This is a genomic window from Pseudomonas baetica, from assembly GCF_002813455.1.
In the GTDB taxonomy this organism is placed as follows: Bacteria; Pseudomonadota; Gammaproteobacteria; order Pseudomonadales; family Pseudomonadaceae; genus Aquipseudomonas; species Aquipseudomonas baetica.
Genome location: NZ_PHHE01000001.1, coordinates 572,878 through 585,915 on the forward strand (window position 1 = coordinate 572,878; position 13,038 = coordinate 585,915).

Sequence of the window (13,038 nt, forward strand, 5' to 3'; positions counted from 1 at the left end):
GCGCAGCCAGTAATGTGGCCTCCGTCTATGCAAGACAAGGTAAAGAAATAACATGGGCAGCATGCATCCCGTACAGGTGATCGCAGTGACCGGCGGCAAAGGTGGCGTCGGCAAGACTAACGTGTCAGTGAACTTGTCTCTGGCGCTGGCAGAGCTTGGCCGTCGGGTCATGCTGCTGGACGCTGACCTGGGGCTGGCGAACGTTGACGTTCTGCTGGGGCTGACACCCAAACGCACACTGGCCGACGTCATCGAAGGCCGTTGCGAGCTGCGCGACGTTTTGTTGCAAGGCCCCGGCGGGATTCGCATCGTGCCGGCCGCTTCCGGCACCCAGAGCATGGTTCACCTGAGCCCGGCGCAACATGCCGGTCTGATTCAGGCCTTCAGTGACATCGGCGACAATCTCGACGTGCTGGTGATCGACACCGCTGCGGGTATTGGTGACTCGGTAGTCAGTTTCGTTCGCGCCGCCCAGGAAGTGTTGCTGGTGGTCTGCGATGAGCCGACCTCGATCACTGACGCCTACGCACTGATCAAATTGCTCAATCGCGATTACGGCATGAACCGCTTCCGCGTTCTGGCCAACATGGCGCAGAGCCCGCAGGAAGGTCGCAACCTGTTCGCCAAGTTGACCAAGGTCACGGATCGCTTCCTTGATGTGGCCCTACAATACGTCGGCGCCGTGCCGTACGACGAAAGCGTGCGCAAGGCCGTGCAGAAGCAGCGCGCCGTCTATGAAGCCTTTCCGCGTTCCAAGTGCGCGCTGGCGTTCAAGGCGATCGCGCAGAAGGTCGATACCTGGCCGCTGCCGGCGAACCCGCGCGGGCACCTCGAGTTTTTCGTCGAGCGCCTCGTGCAACAGACCGCAGGACCCGTCCTATGACAACCAGTGGCTACAACCTCTACAAGAAGTCGGCCCGTGATGCGCAATACGAGCTGGTCGAGCGTTACGCGCCACTGGTCAAACGCATTGCTTACCACTTGCTGGCGCGTCTGCCGGCCAGTGTCCAGGTCGAAGACCTGATCCAGGCCGGGATGATCGGCCTGCTCGAAGTCTCGACCAAATACGACGCCAGTAAAGGCGCCAGTTTCGAAACGTACGCGGGCATTCGAATCCGCGGCGCGATGCTCGACGAAGTGCGCAAAGGGGACTGGGCGCCACGCTCGGTTCACCGCAATACCCGTATGGTCAGCGACGCAATTCGCGCAATTGAAGCTAAAACCGGCCGTGATGCTAAAGATCACGAAGTTGCGGCCGAACTCCAATTGAGTCTCGACGATTACTACGGGATTTTGAATGACACCCTGGGCAGCCGCTTGTTCAGTTTCGACGACCTCTTGCAGGACGGCGAACACGAAGGGCTGCACGAGGATGGCGCCAGTGCTCATCTTGAGCCGTCACGCGATCTGGAAGATGAACGCTTCCAGGCGGCGCTGGCGGACGCGATTGCCAATTTGCCGGAGCGTGAGCGACTGGTGTTGGCGCTGTACTACGACGAAGAGCTGAACCTCAAGGAGATCGGTGAAGTCCTTGGCGTCAGTGAATCGCGGGTCAGCCAGTTACACAGCCAGTGCGCGGCCCGTTTGCGGGGGCGTTTGGGGGAGTGGCGAGCGCGCTGAAGGCAGTGTGGGGACACTGCGAACGAGGCTGGTGCGGTGATGAACGGCACCGGTCTTGCTCTGTTGTGCTCCAGACAGTCTTCGAGTGCTGCGCCGATTGATTGAAGTGGCGCGCCCAGGTGCTGGGCGCGTTTAAGACTGCTTGGAGGTCGAATTGAACAAAGACATGAAAATCCTCATCGTTGATGACTTCTCAACGATGCGGCGGATCATCAAGAACCTGCTGCGCGATCTTGGGTTCACCAACACCGTCGAGGCCGACGATGGCATTACTGCCATTCCGGTACTCAACAGCGGAAGCATCGACTTTCTGGTAACGGACTGGAACATGCCGGGCATGACCGGTATCGACTTGCTGCGTCACGTGCGTGCCGATGAAAAACTCAAGCATCTGCCCGTGCTGATGGTGACCGCTGAAGCCAAGCGCGAGCAAATCATCGAGGCCGCTCAGGCCGGTGTGAACGGCTACGTGGTCAAACCTTTCACGGCTCAGGCGTTGAAAGACAAAATCGAGAAGATTTTCGAACGCATCGGCTGATGACGCGCGGGGGAGCTATGGAGCATAACGAATCTTCACAGGGCGATTTCGAATCGACCCTGAAAAAACACGCGGTCGAACTGGTCGAGAGCCTTGAAAAAGGCAGGTTCGGCGACGCTGTGCAACTGATCCATGAGCTCAATCAGACCCGTGACCGCGGCCTGTATCAGGAAGTGGGCAAGCTCACACGCGAACTGCACAGTGCGATCGTCAACTTCCAGATCGATCCGCACATGCCGCAGGCCGAGGAAGTGTCGCAAATCACCGACGCCACCGAACGCCTGGGCTATGTGGTCAAGCTGACAGAGGCCGCGGCCAACCGCACCATGGATCTGGTGGAAAGCGCCACACCGGTGGTCAATGGCCTGGCTGATGAAGCCCAGGCCTTGAGTACCGACTGGGGTCGTTTCATGCGTCGTGAAGTCGGGGCTGAAGAGTTCCGCGAACTGGCGCGCCGGGTCGACGGTTTTCTGTCGCGCAGCAGCACGGACAACCGTGCGGTGTCGAGCAATCTGAACGACATCCTGCTGGCTCAGGATTATCAGGACCTGACCGGTCAAGTGATCAAGCGCGTGACCCAACTGGTCACCGAAGTTGAAAGCAATTTGCTCAAACTCGTGCTCATGGCCAGTCAGGTGGACCGCTTTGCGGGCATCGAACATGACCGTGCGGCGATGCTTGCAGAAAAAGATCCACAAAAACATCTCTCGCAGGGTGAAGGTCCGCAGATTCATGCCGATAAACGAGAAGACGTTGTGTCCGGTCAGGACGATGTGGACGATTTGCTATCCAGCCTTGGATTTTGAGTTTAGGTTTTTAGACCTGTAGGAGCACCCCATTAATGAGCTTCGGCGCCGATGAAGAGATCCTTCAGGATTTCCTGGTTGAGGCCGGCGAGATTCTTGAGCAACTGTCCGAACAACTGGTCGAGCTGGAAAGCCGTCCGGATGATGCAGATCTGCTCAACGCAATTTTTCGCGGTTTCCACACTGTAAAAGGGGGCGCCGGCTTCCTTCAGCTCAATGAGCTGGTGGAGTGCTGTCACATCGCCGAAAACGTGTTCGACATCCTGCGCAAGGGTGAGCGTCGCGTTGATGCAGAACTGATGGACGTTGTCCTCGAAGCACTGGACGCGGTGAACAGCATGTTCAGCGAAGTCCGTGAGCGTGCACCGATCACGGCTGCGACGCCGGAGCTGCTGGCTGCGCTGGCACGTCTGGCCGAGCCGCAAACGGCGGATGAAGCCCCGGCTTCGCCAGTGGCCGAGATGATCGAAGAGCTGGTCGCCGAAGGCGATTCGGGCGACATCACCGATAACGAATTCGAACAACTGCTGGACTCGCTGAACGCCGTCAAGGCCGAAGCCGAAGCCCCGGCCGCGGCCCCTGCACAAACGGCCGCTGAAGCTGCGAGCGATGAAATCACCGATGCCGAGTTCGAGTCATTGCTCGATCAGTTGCACGGCAAGGGCCAGTTCGCGGTGGACGCGGTTGCGCCAGCGGCGGCAGCCCCTGCGGCACCGGCCAAGGGCGACAGCTCTGACATCACCGACGACGAATTCGAAGCCTTGCTCGATCAGTTGCATGGCAAGGGCAACTTTGCCGTGGATGCGCTGGAGTCGGCGATTGCTTCGGCACCTGCGCCGGCTGCTCCAGCGGCCGCTGCTGCCGGCAGCGATCTGATCAGCGATCACGAGTTCGAATCGCTGCTCGACGAATTGCACGGCAAAGGCAAGTTCAGCGAAGTCGGTACTGCCTCTGCGGGCTCCGCTTCGACCGTCGCTACGCCAGCCGCCAAGGCACCGGCCGCTGCGGCGCCGAAACCTGCGGCCAAGCCTGAGCCGAAAGCCGAAACGCCGAAACCGGCCGCCGCTGCTGCACCGGCTCCAGCCCGTGCGCCGGCTGCACCGCCACCGGAAAAACCGGCGAGCGAAGCCGAGACCACCGTGCGGGTCGACACTGCACGTCTCGACGAAATCATGAACATGGTTGGCGAGCTGGTGCTGGTGCGTAACCGTCTGGTGCGCCTGGGGCTCAACAGCGGCGATGAAGCCATGCAAAAGGCCGTGTCGAACCTCGACGTGGTCACGGCTGACTTGCAGACCGCGGTGATGAAAACGCGGATGCAGCCGATCAAGAAGGTCTTCGGGCGCTTCCCGCGTCTGGTTCGCGACCTGGCGCGTCAGCTCAAGAAAGAGATCAACCTGGAGCTGGTCGGCGAAGAAACCGACCTCGACAAAAACCTTGTCGAGGCCCTGGCCGACCCGCTGGTCCACTTGGTGCGCAACGCTGTCGACCACGGCATCGAGTCGCCGGAAGAACGCGAAGCCTCGGGCAAGGCCCGTGGCGGTCGCGTGGTACTGGCGGCCGAACAGGAAGGCGACCACATCCTGCTGTCGATTTCCGATGACGGCAAAGGCATGGATCCGGACGTCCTGCGTGCGATCGCGGTAAAGCGCGGCGTGATGGACAAGGATGCAGCGGATCGCCTGAGCGATACCGAGTGCTACAACCTGATTTTCGCCCCGGGTTTCTCGACCAAAACCGAGATCTCCGACGTGTCCGGTCGCGGTGTCGGCATGGACGTGGTGAAGACCAAGATTTCCCAGCTCAACGGTTCGATCAACATCTACTCGACCAAGGGCCAGGGCTCGAAGATTGTCATCAAGGTGCCGCTGACCTTGGCGATCATGCCGACCCTGATGGTGATGCTCGGCAATCAGGCGTTTGCGTTCCCGCTGGTCAACGTCAACGAAATCTTCCACCTCGACCTGTCGACCACCAATGTTGTGGACGGTCAGGAAGTGGTCATCGTGCGGGACAAGGCATTGCCATTGTTCTACCTCAAGCGCTGGCTGGTCAGCTCCGCCGCTCACGAAGAGCAGCGCGAAGGCCATGTGGTGATCCTTTCCGTGGGCACGCAGCGGATCGGCTTCGTCGTCGATCAACTGGTTGGCCAGGAAGAAGTGGTCATCAAGCCATTGGGCAAAATGCTGCAGGGCACTCCAGGCATGTCCGGCGCCACCATCACCGGTGACGGCCGCATCGCGCTGATTCTCGATGTTCCAAGCATGCTCAAGCGTTACGCCGCACGGCGTATTTGAATCCGGGGCAGCGGGGCGACAATGTCCCGCTGCACCTAATGGAGTGTTTATGGCAGTCAAAGTCCTGGTGGTGGACGATTCGGGGTTTTTCCGCCGCCGCGTCTCGGAAATTCTTTCAGCGGATCCGAGCATCCAGGTGGTCGGTACGGCCACCAACGGTAAAGAGGCGATCGATCAGGCCCTGGCCCTCAAGCCGGACGTGATCACCATGGACTACGAGATGCCGATGATGGATGGCATCACGGCCGTGCGGCACATCATGCAGCGCTGCCCGACCCCGGTGTTGATGTTCTCCTCGCTGACCCACGAAGGCGCCCGGGTGACCCTCGATGCGCTGGACGCCGGCGCGGTGGATTTCCTGCCGAAGAATTTCGAAGACATCTCGCGTAACCCGGATAAGGTCAAGCAACTGCTGTGCGAGAAAGTGCATAGCATCTCGCGCAGTAATCGTCGTTTCAGTGCCTACAGCGCGCCGGCCCCGGTTGCGGCGCCTGCACCGACACCTGCTCCTGCTGCGTCGAGCTTTGGCAGCCACAGCAGCAGTCACAGCACCAGTACTCCGGCACGTCCGGCACCTGCACCGGCACCGACTCGCGCCCCGGCTGCCAGCGCTTCGTCGCCTGCACCGAAACGCAAAGCCTACAAACTGGTTGCCATCGGCACCTCGACGGGCGGCCCGGTCGCCCTGCAACGCGTCCTGACGCAGTTGCCGGCAAACTTCCCGGCGCCAATCGTGCTGATCCAGCACATGCCGGCAGCGTTCACCAAGGCGTTCGCCGAACGTCTCGACAAACTCTGCCGCATCAGCGTCAAGGAAGCCGAGGATGGCGACATCCTGCGTCCGGGCCTGGCGCTGCTGGCCCCTGGTGGCAAGCAAATGATGATCGACGGCCGTGGTGCGGTGAAAATCCTCCCCGGCGACGAGCGTCTGAACTACAAGCCGTGCGTGGACATCACGTTCGGTTCTGCAGCGAAATCCTACGGTGACAAAGTTCTGGCGGTCGTGTTGACCGGCATGGGCGCCGACGGTCGCGAAGGCGCACGGCTGCTCAAGCAGGGCGGCAGTTCGGTGTGGGCGCAGGACGAGGCAAGCTGCGTGATCTACGGCATGCCGATGGCCATCGTCAAAGCCGACCTCGCTGACGCGGTGTACGGTCTGGACGATATTGGCAAGCACATCGTCGAGGCGTGTATCTGATGGATGTTCTAAGCCTTATCGGGATCATCATGGCGTTCGTCGCCATCATCGGCGGCAATTACCTGGAAGGTGGTCACCTCGGTGCGCTGGCCAACGGCCCGGCGGCACTGATCGTACTGGGCGGCACCATCGGTGCCGCGCTGCTGCAATCGCCGATGAGCGCGTTCAAACGCGCGATGCAGATCCTTGCCTGGATCTTCTTTCCGCCACGCGTGGACCTGGCCGGCGGCATCGACCGCGTGGTCAACTGGAGCCTCACCGCACGTAAAGAAGGCCTGCTCGGCCTGGAAGGGGTGGCCGACGCCGAACCCGACAGCTACTCGCGCAAAGGCCTGCAATTGCTGGTCGACGGCGCCGAGCCGGAAGCGATCCGCAGCATCCTCGAAGTGGATTTCTACACTCAGGAAGCCCGCGACATCGAAGCGGCCAAAGTCTTCGAAAGCATGGGCGGCTATGCGCCAACCATCGGCATCATCGGTGCGGTGATGGGCCTGATCCACGTGATGGGCAACCTCGCCGATCCGACGCAGTTGGGTAGCGGCATTGCCGTAGCGTTCGTTGCGACCATCTACGGCGTGGCCAGTGCCAACCTGATCCTGCTGCCGGTGGCGGCCAAGTTGAAGTCAATCGCGTTGCGACAGTCGCGTTATCGCGAAATGTTGTTGGAAGGCATTCTGTCGATCGCCGAAGGTGAAAACCCACGCTCCATCGAGTTGAAGCTGCAAGGCTTCATGGACTAAGGGAATAACCTCATGGCTCGTCGCAGACATCAGGAAGAACACGTCAACCACGAGCGCTGGCTGGTTTCCTACGCCGACTTCATCACGCTGCTGTTCGCGTTCTTCGTGGTCATGTACTCGATTTCGTCGATCAACGAAGGCAAGTACAAGGAAATTTCCGAAGCGCTGGTCGGGGTTTTCAAGGATTCCGACCGCGCGCTCAAACCGATCCCGATCGGTGACGAACGACCGAAGACCGTGACCCCGGCCAAACCGCTGGTCAAGGACGCCGAGCAGATCGACGCCGGCATTGCCGGTGCCAGCGATCCGCTGAAAAGCATTGCCGACGATATCAGCGCGGCGTTCGGTGATTTGATCAGCTCCAACCAGATGACCGTGCGCGGCAACGAGTTGTGGGTCGAGATCGAACTCAACTCCAGCCTGTTGTTCGGCAGCGGTGACGCGATGCCGAGCGACATCGCGTTCAATATCATCGACAAGGTTGCCGCGATTCTCAAACCGTTCGACAACCCGATCCACGTCGAAGGTTTTACCGACGATCAACCGATCCGCACCGCGCAGTACCCGACCAACTGGGAGCTGTCCTCGGCGCGTTCGGCGAGCATCGTGCGCATGCTGGCGATGCAGGGTGTCAACCCTGGTCGCCTCGCCTCGGTGGGTTACGGCGAGTTCCAGCCAGTGGCCAACAACGCCACCGCCGAAGGCCGGGCGAAAAACCGTCGTGTGGTGTTGGTGGTGTCGCGCAATCTTGATGTACGCCGCAGCCTCACGGGCACCGGAACCGCCAACGCGCAACCGGATGCCGCACTCAAGCGCGCTGGCACACAAACTGCACCGACCCCGGTCAAGACGCCGGGACGCGAGAGTGCCGTCAATTCTCCGTCACCCGCATTAATACGCTGAGCCATGTCTCGGTCGAGCATCTCGGCCGGGAGGAAAGAAACGAATGAGAGTCTGGGCAGTCGCCAATCAAAAGGGTGGTGTTGGTAAAACCACATCTTCCATCGCTTTAGCCGGTTTGCTGGCGGAGGCGGGCAAGCGCGTGGTCGTGGTCGATCTCGACCCGCACGGCTCGATGACCAGCTATTTTGGCTACGACCCCGACAGCCTGGAACACAGCAACTACGACCTGTTTCTGCACAAGGGCAGCGTGCCGCAAGGCCTGCCGGGGCAGTTGCTGCTGTCGACCAGCGACGAACGCATTTCCCTGTTGCCGTCCAGCACCGCACTCGCGACCCTTGAGCGTCAGTCGCCGGGGCAGAGTGGTCTGGGTCTGGTGATCGCCAAGAGTCTGGCGCAGTTGTGGCAGGACTTCGATTACGCCGTCATCGACAGCCCGCCGCTGCTCGGTGTGCTGATGGTCAACGCCCTCGCGGCGGCACAGCAACTGGTGATCCCGGTGCAGACCGAGCACCTGGCGGTCAAAGGCCTGGAACGCATGGTCAACACCCTGGCGATGATCAACCGCTCGCGCAAACAGGCGCTGCCGTTCAGCATCGTGCCGACCCTGTTCGACCGTCGCACCCAAGCGTCGCTCGGTACATTGCGCGTGCTGCGCGACAAGTTTCCGGAGGAGATCTGGCAAGGTTACATCCCGGTTGATACGCGTCTGCGTGATGCCAGCCGCGCCGGTGTCACGCCTTCGCAATTCGACGGCAAGAGCCGTGGCGTGCTGGCTTACCGCGCGCTGCTCAAGCATCTGTTGGCGCAACAACTTGTTCCGCAGGTGGCTTGAAATGATTTTGACCCCGGTAGGAGCTGCCGCAGGCTGCGATCTTTTGATCTGGCTTGGCGGTGCTCCTGAAAAGATCAAAAGATCGCAGCGTTGCGCAGCTCCTACAGGGAGTTGTGCATGAATCGGCCGGTGAAGTTGACGTCGAAGCCGCAGTTGGCCTTGCAGTCGTATCTGGACAGTTTGCTGGAGGAGATTCCTGACGAATTGCCGGCGCAGGTTGCGGCGCAGCCTGAGGTGATTGAAAGCGCTGAAGCGCTGGATGAATTCCAGGCGGCGGTACTGGAAGAGCAGGCGCGTGATGCGCAAAAAGCTGTTGCACCTGTTGCCGCGCCTGCCTTCGCGCCCGTCGCCAAGGCGCCAGCGGTGTTGATCGAAGAGGCCGAGCCGGTTCGCGCATCGCTCTCGACGTTGGCACCGCTGCTGCAAACTCAGTTGCTGAAGACTGCGCCGGAACCGGCAGTGGTCGAGCCTGCACCAGTCGTACCGGCGCCAGTGGAGCAGACGCTGGTGCCGCCACTGGTGGAAGTGCACCTGCCGCCGAGCAACACACCGCCACCGGTGGAAACCGATGGTCGCCCAGTCTGGGCATCCGAAGCCTTCGAATGCCTGCTGTTCGACGTCGCCGGGCTGACCCTCGCGGTGCCGCTGGTGTGCCTGGGTTCGATCTATTCGCTGGCCGGTCACGAGCTGACGCCGCTGTTCGGTCAGCCAGAATGGTTCCTCGGGATTCTGCCGAGCCAGGCCGGCAATCTGAAAGTGTTGGACACCGCGCGCTGGGTCATGCCGGATCGCTATCGCGATGACTTCCGTCAGGGCTTGCAGTACGTGATTTCGGTACAAGGTTACGAGTGGGGTCTGGCGGTACATCAAGTCAGCCGCTCGTTGCGTCTGGATCCGAATGAAATCAAATGGAGAAGTCACCGGGGTCAGCGGCCATGGCTTGCCGGCACCGTGATTGAGCACATGTGTGCATTGCTTGACGTTTCCGCACTGGCCGAGTTGATCGCCAGCGGTGGGGCAAAGCACCTGGGCGGCAACAAGCCGCTACATAAACCGACATAGCAGCCGACATAACAATCAGGCGACGGCATTGTTGAATGCCGCCACACAGAACACACACCGCTCAGAGCGGTTTTTTCGAGGGGTCAGGGTATGAGTAGTCAGGCGACGAATGCAAAAGGTTCTGAAGATCCGATCCTGCAATGGGTGACCTTCAAGCTGGACAACGAAACCTACGGCATCAACGTGATGCGCGTTCAGGAAGTGCTGCGCTACACCGAAATCGCTCCAGTGCCGGGTGCGCCAAGCTATGTGCTGGGCATCATCAACCTGCGCGGTAACGTTGTAACCGTGATCGACACCCGCCAGCGCTTCGGCCTGAGCACCGGCGAGATCAGCGACAACACCCGTATCGTCATCATCGAAGCCGACAAGCAAGTGGTCGGGATCATGGTCGACAGCGTGGCCGAAGTGGTTTACCTGCGTCAGTCGGAAATCGAAACCGCACCGAACGTCGGTAACGAAGAGTCGGCCAAGTTCATCCAGGGCGTGTGCAACAAGAACAACGAGTTGCTGATCCTGGTCGAGCTGGACAAGATGATGAGCGAAGAAGAATGGTCGGAACTGGAGAGCATCTGATTGATTCTCGAGGTTGCGGTCATTGTCCTGTTCCTCTTCTGGGCAGGCACGCTGGCAATGTTTCTGGCGTACATCAAGGCGCAGCGGGTCATCGCTGCGCAACAGGCTCAGGGCGATGCGCTGCGTGATCAGCGCATCAAAGACCTGGCCAAGCGTGTCGACGATTACCAGAACGGTAATGTGCGCATGGGCGAAGCGCTGCACGAGTTGCGTGCGGTGGTGAGTCCGTTGCCAGACAAGATTGTTGCGCTGGAACAGCGCGACCCATCCAGCCTGTCATTCGCCCAAGCGGCGAAACTGGTGGGCATGGGCGCGAGCGTTGATGAACTGACTCAGTCGTGTGGGTTGACCCAGGCTGAGGCGGAGTTGATGCGCAAGTTGCACAAGAGCTGATTTTTGCGCTCAAGCTCAAAGTGCTATTCGCGAGCAGGCTCGCTCCCACATTCGATCGCATTCCTCCGGTAGGAGCGCGGTCAAATGTGGGAGCTAGCCTGCTCGCGAAAGCGCCTTTGAAACCTCAGTAATCATCCCCGCGTGCGGTGACATCTTTCTCGACCATCGGCGCATCCGGATCCTGCCCCTCGGGGAATTTCCCCTTCAGATTCCACGCAAACGCGATGATCTCGGCGATTGTCCGGTACAACTCTTCCGGAATACTGTCGCCCAACTCCATTCGCGCCAACAGCTGCACCAGCTCGGCGTTTTCGTAGATCGGCACTTCGCAATCGCGAGCAATGCGCAGGATTTCTTCGGCCAGTTCCTCGTCACCCTTGGCGGTGAGGGTCGGGGCGTGGTTGCCGTCGTATTTTAGGGCGATGGCCTGGCGTGGAGCGGTGGCGTCTTTCATGCGGTTTCGTCAACCCAGCGGTGGTCGAGACGGGTTTGGTTGCCTTGCGGCGGAGTGCCGTGGTGGCAGTCGAGGTCGCCGACGTTCAGGCCGGAATCGAGCAGGCGCTGGCGCAGGGCGAACAGATTGTTTTCGATCAGATCGGCGGTGTACGGCCGTTCGGCCCAGAGCTGACTCGACAGGCTGCCGGCGATCAACTGCGCCTGAATCTGCATCGGCCCCAGCGGTTCCATGTCGAACGCCAGATCGACGCGCCACAGTTGCTGTTTGGGTTCGCGTTCATCGCGGCGTTCGTTGGCTTGCGGCTCTTTCTCCGGCGCTTCCTCGCGCTGGAACTTGACCTGCAGCGGCACGATGTCCTGCAGGTTGCGCATGGGGATTTCCAGTTGCCAGGTGCTGAGCAGACGGCCGTCGTCGGTGACGCCAGTCTGTTCCAGGCTCGACAATTGGTGGCTTTGCAGGCGGGAGACCGCGGCGGCGGCGAGGCGCAGCAAATGTTCCAGATCACCTTCGCCGTCCTGGCTTTGCAGCAGTCGGTCGGGCAGCGGGAAGCCGCCTGGCAGCGGTTTGGCGCTGATTTGACCGAGCATGCCGAGGGCGTTACGCACAAAGCTCGGCATTGCCTGCGCCAGGGTGTTTGCCGCGATGATCGCATTCAGGTTGGTGTTGCCGGGCAGGCCGGGCGTGAGTTGTGCGATCAACTTGAGCAGATCGGCTTTCATGTCCGGGGCCAGCGTCGGGTTCTGGCCTGTCAGCAGTTTGGCTTCGAGAAACATGCCGCTGTTGGCCAGCGCCATGGCCAGACCTTTCGGCGTGCTCAGTTGCTGCACGTCAGGCAGGCCGGCGAGCAATTTGTCGACCGCTGCGCGCAAGTCCTGCGAGGTCTGGCTGTCGGCCGGCAGGTTCTGCAGAAGTTTCAGCAAGCCATCCAGCGAGCCTTGGCGGCTCTGCTGGCCGACCAATTGCTGGCTCACCGCCAACTGCTCCTGTCGGCTGCTCAGCGGCACGAACTTGAGCGTTTGCGAATCCTGCACCAGTGCCGAAAGCAGTGTGCCGATGCGCAACGGCTGCGGGCTGTCGATGGTCAAGGTGCTCCCGCTCAACGCCGTGTTGAGCAAGCTGACCATCGAACGAAATACCGTCGCTTGTCCCGGCGTCTGTGGCAACGCTTGCGAGGTCACCACTTTGCCTTGCAACAAGGTGCCCACCGGCAATTGCGCGGTATCGATGCGGGTGAGGGTGGCGACACTACTGGCAATCGCCTGTTGCACGGTAATCGCCAGATTGCCCGCTGACGGCTGAGTGATCGCCAGACTGGTGCCTTGCGCCAGCGGTAGATTGCTGGTCGCTTGCACGGTGGTCTGGCGGCCGCTGTCCAGCGTCACCTTCAGCAACAATTGAAAGGTCTGATCCGCCTGTTTCAGCGATAACACCTCGGCCTTGGCGCTTTGCCCTGTACCGATCAAGCCTTCGACCGGCGTCAGCAGCTTGAGCAACTCGCCGACCTGCGGGCGAGCGGCCGCCGGGGTGGTGGGCGGGAGCGGGAGGATGTTCATTTCGCCTGTCATACGCGGACACAACCTGAGGAAATTGCACTCTTGAGAGTAAGGCACGGCATG

General features: G+C 60.7%; 14 protein-coding genes. 12 read left to right on the forward strand and 2 right to left on the reverse strand.

The genetic code is table 11. The features are described from left to right. Positions 1–52: 52 nt before the first annotated feature. The 12 genes from fleN (at position 53) to ATI02_RS02615 (ending at position 10,965) form a co-directional block, all read left to right on the forward strand. Positions 53–883, forward strand: coding sequence for a flagellar synthesis regulator FleN (fleN, locus tag ATI02_RS02560; protein WP_003222917.1), 831 nt, complete (start codon positions 53–55; stop codon positions 881–883). After that, complete coding sequence (gene fliA / locus ATI02_RS02565) at positions 880–1,620, forward strand: RNA polymerase sigma factor FliA (protein WP_100845350.1); 741 nt, start codon at positions 880–882, stop codon at positions 1,618–1,620. Before fleN ends, fliA begins: the two co-directional genes overlap by 4 nt. Positions 1,621–1,786: 166 nt before the next feature. After that, entirely contained in the window at positions 1,787–2,158 is a 372-nt protein-coding gene (locus ATI02_RS02570; protein WP_008072643.1) for a chemotaxis response regulator CheY, read from the forward strand. Positions 2,159–2,175: 17 nt separating this feature from the next. Next, positions 2,176–2,964 carry a protein phosphatase CheZ gene (locus tag ATI02_RS02575; protein WP_095190695.1) on the forward strand — a complete coding sequence of 263 codons (789 nt, stop codon included), beginning with the start codon at positions 2,176–2,178 and terminating at the stop codon, positions 2,962–2,964. A gap of 35 nt (positions 2,965–2,999) precedes the next feature. Further along, positions 3,000–5,261: a chemotaxis protein CheA gene (locus ATI02_RS02580; protein ID WP_100845351.1), complete on the forward strand. Its 2,262-nt coding sequence runs from the start codon at positions 3,000–3,002 to the stop codon at positions 5,259–5,261. A 49-nt stretch (positions 5,262–5,310) separates the two neighbouring features. Next, positions 5,311–6,459 (forward strand): protein-glutamate methylesterase/protein-glutamine glutaminase, encoded by a 1,149-nt coding sequence (locus ATI02_RS02585; protein WP_095190693.1) that lies wholly within the window; start codon positions 5,311–5,313, stop codon positions 6,457–6,459. Then, positions 6,459–7,199 (forward strand): flagellar motor protein, encoded by a 741-nt coding sequence (locus ATI02_RS02590; RefSeq protein ID WP_095190692.1) that lies wholly within the window; start codon positions 6,459–6,461, stop codon positions 7,197–7,199. Before ATI02_RS02585 ends, ATI02_RS02590 begins: the two co-directional genes overlap by 1 nt. 12 nt (positions 7,200–7,211) lie before the next feature. Then, positions 7,212–8,102, forward strand: coding sequence for a flagellar motor protein MotD (gene motD / locus ATI02_RS02595; RefSeq protein WP_095190691.1), 891 nt, complete (start codon positions 7,212–7,214; stop codon positions 8,100–8,102). Between the two features lie 43 nt (positions 8,103–8,145). Continuing rightward, a complete protein-coding gene (locus ATI02_RS02600) occupies positions 8,146–8,934 on the forward strand; it encodes a ParA family protein (protein WP_095190690.1) in 789 nt (262 codons plus the stop codon). 117 nt (positions 8,935–9,051) lie between these two features. Continuing rightward, positions 9,052–9,996 carry a CheW domain-containing protein gene (locus ATI02_RS02605; RefSeq protein ID WP_095190689.1) on the forward strand — a complete coding sequence of 315 codons (945 nt, stop codon included), beginning with the start codon at positions 9,052–9,054 and terminating at the stop codon, positions 9,994–9,996. A gap of 90 nt (positions 9,997–10,086) precedes the next feature. Next, positions 10,087–10,572, forward strand: a complete 486-nt coding sequence (locus ATI02_RS02610) for a chemotaxis protein CheW (protein ID WP_095050193.1) — start codon at positions 10,087–10,089, stop codon at positions 10,570–10,572. Beyond that, positions 10,573–10,965, forward strand: coding sequence for a DUF2802 domain-containing protein (locus ATI02_RS02615; protein ID WP_100845352.1), 393 nt, complete (start codon positions 10,573–10,575; stop codon positions 10,963–10,965). Between the two features lie 124 nt (positions 10,966–11,089). Here ATI02_RS02615 and ATI02_RS02620 read toward each other — a convergent pair whose 3' ends face one another. Further along, positions 11,090–11,419 carry an EscU/YscU/HrcU family type III secretion system export apparatus switch protein gene (locus ATI02_RS02620; protein WP_100845353.1) on the reverse strand — a complete coding sequence of 110 codons (330 nt, stop codon included), beginning with the start codon at positions 11,417–11,419 and terminating at the stop codon, positions 11,090–11,092. After that, a complete protein-coding gene (gene fliK, locus ATI02_RS02625; RefSeq protein ID WP_100845354.1) occupies positions 11,416–12,987 on the reverse strand; it encodes a flagellar hook-length control protein FliK in 1,572 nt (523 codons plus the stop codon). Before fliK ends, ATI02_RS02620 begins: the two co-directional genes overlap by 4 nt. Positions 12,988–13,038: the final 51 nt, after the last annotated feature.

What these genes read in the sequence shown, in the direction of transcription:
- fleN (WP_003222917.1), top strand. Translation starts at nt 53, where the DNA reads ATGGGCAGCATGCATCCCGTACAGGTGATCGCAGTGACCGGCGGCAAA.
- fliA (WP_100845350.1), top strand. Translation starts at nt 880, where the DNA reads ATGACAACCAGTGGCTACAACCTCTACAAGAAGTCGGCCCGTGATGCG.
- ATI02_RS02570 (WP_008072643.1), top strand. Translation starts at nt 1,787, where the DNA reads ATGAAAATCCTCATCGTTGATGACTTCTCAACGATGCGGCGGATCATC.
- ATI02_RS02575 (WP_095190695.1), top strand. Translation starts at nt 2,176, where the DNA reads ATGGAGCATAACGAATCTTCACAGGGCGATTTCGAATCGACCCTGAAA.
- ATI02_RS02580 (WP_100845351.1), top strand. Translation starts at nt 3,000, where the DNA reads ATGAGCTTCGGCGCCGATGAAGAGATCCTTCAGGATTTCCTGGTTGAG.
- ATI02_RS02585 (WP_095190693.1), top strand. Translation starts at nt 5,311, where the DNA reads ATGGCAGTCAAAGTCCTGGTGGTGGACGATTCGGGGTTTTTCCGCCGC.
- ATI02_RS02590 (WP_095190692.1), top strand. Translation starts at nt 6,459, where the DNA reads ATGGATGTTCTAAGCCTTATCGGGATCATCATGGCGTTCGTCGCCATC.
- motD (WP_095190691.1), top strand. Translation starts at nt 7,212, where the DNA reads ATGGCTCGTCGCAGACATCAGGAAGAACACGTCAACCACGAGCGCTGG.
- ATI02_RS02600 (WP_095190690.1), top strand. Translation starts at nt 8,146, where the DNA reads ATGAGAGTCTGGGCAGTCGCCAATCAAAAGGGTGGTGTTGGTAAAACC.
- ATI02_RS02605 (WP_095190689.1), top strand. Translation starts at nt 9,052, where the DNA reads ATGAATCGGCCGGTGAAGTTGACGTCGAAGCCGCAGTTGGCCTTGCAG.
- ATI02_RS02610 (WP_095050193.1), top strand. Translation starts at nt 10,087, where the DNA reads ATGAGTAGTCAGGCGACGAATGCAAAAGGTTCTGAAGATCCGATCCTG.
- ATI02_RS02620 (WP_100845353.1), bottom strand. Translation starts at nt 11,419, where the DNA reads ATGAAAGACGCCACCGCTCCACGCCAGGCCATCGCCCTAAAATACGAC.
- fliK (WP_100845354.1), bottom strand. Translation starts at nt 12,987, where the DNA reads ATGACAGGCGAAATGAACATCCTCCCGCTCCCGCCCACCACCCCGGCG.